At 71.7% G+C, this 1,390-nt stretch carries 2 protein-coding genes; both read right to left on the bottom strand.

Going from position 1 to position 1,390, the window contains the following annotated elements; genetic code table 11:
* The coding region (locus H3O04_RS35360) for an MFS transporter (RefSeq protein ID WP_202589517.1) at nucleotides 1-485 on the bottom strand (485 nt) is incomplete at its 3' end.
* Nucleotides 482-1,390 (bottom strand): serine hydrolase domain-containing protein (locus H3O04_RS35355; RefSeq protein WP_202589516.1); only part of this gene is annotated, 909 nt, incomplete at its 5' end. The genes H3O04_RS35355 and H3O04_RS35360, both read right to left, overlap by 4 nt.

Genomic DNA, 1,390 nt, shown 5'->3' with positions numbered 1-1,390 from the left:
ATGCCTAGCATCGCGACCGCGATCGCCCTGCCGCGCAGCGACGGGTCGACCAGCCGGCTCGCGTAGCCCGCCAGCAGCGCCCACAGCAGCCCGGCCGACATCCCCGCGACGAAGCGCGCGGCCAGCGTGAGCGCGTAGTACGGCGACGCGGCCGTCAGCGCATTCGACACGACGAAGCCGGCCAGCGCCGCGAGCAGCAACCGGCGCCGGCGCATCGCACGCGTCGCGGCGACGAGCGGGATCGCCGCGACAATCGAACCCAGCGCATAGACGGTCACCAGTTGACCGATCAGCGCCTCGGTCACGTGCAGGTCGGCGCTCATCAGCGGCAGCAGGCCGGCCGGCAACGCTTCGGTGAGCACCGTGATGAAGCCGGCGGTGGCCAGCGCGAGCAGGTTCGCGACGGGCAGACGTGCACGAGCCGGCGCGGACGAATCTGCCGCACGATCGACAGCGCGGTCGGAGACGGGTACGCACTCGCTCATGCCGCGCTCCGGTCGTCGATGCCATACACCGCATCGCGCACGTCGGTGACGATGCGCCCGTGCATCCCTTCGTACAACGTATTGGTCAGCGCGACGACCGTCAGCCCGGCTGCACGGTCGACGAACCACGCGTGCCCGTACGCACCGCCCCAGCGCCAGGTGCCGACCGACTCCGGCGACTGCGCGGCCACCGGGTCACGCAGCACGGAAAATCCGAGTCCGAAACCGAATCCCGGCGCATCCGGCAAGTCGTGCGCGCCCGGCTGCACCCGCGCCATCTCGTCGATCCAGCGCGGTGCGAGCCAGCCGTCGAGGCCCGTGCGCAGCGTATCGAGCAGCGTCAAGCAATCGTGCGCGGTGCCGACCATGCCCGCGCCGCCCGACGGCCACGCGGTCGCGTCGAACGCGCGCGCCGGCTCGAAGCGGATGCCGACCGTGCCGTCGAACACCGGCACGAGATCGTCGTCCGCCATCCGGCGCGGCACGTCGGGCGTACTGACGTAAGGCGTCGCCAGACGCGCCGCGTCATGCGTGAAAAATGCCGTGTCGGTCATGTCGAGCGGCGTCGTCACGAGCGCCGCCACGGCGTCGGCGAGCGGCCGGCCGTCGACCGCCTCGATCAGCGCGCCGACCACGTCGGTCGCAAGCGAGTAGCCCCACGACGTGCCAGGCGCGAACTGCAGCGGCACGCCGGCGATGCGCCGCACGTTCTCGGCGAGCGACAGGCTCGCGCGATCCATCCCGTCGGACACGCCCGCTCGCGCATACGGGCCGTCGGCGTCGGCTTCGAGAAAGCGATAGCCGAGCCCGGCCGTGTGCGACAGCAGATGCCGCAGCGTGATGTTCGCCGGCGTGCCGCTGCAGTTCGCGCCTGGCACGTCGGTCGCAAGCGAGTAGCCCCACGA

Origin of the sequence: Burkholderia sp. KCJ3K979, assembly GCF_016759955.1 — a bacterium.
Lineage (GTDB): Bacteria > Pseudomonadota > Gammaproteobacteria > Burkholderiales > Burkholderiaceae > Burkholderia > Burkholderia orbicola.
This window is presented reverse-complemented; position numbering and strand designations above follow the sequence as displayed.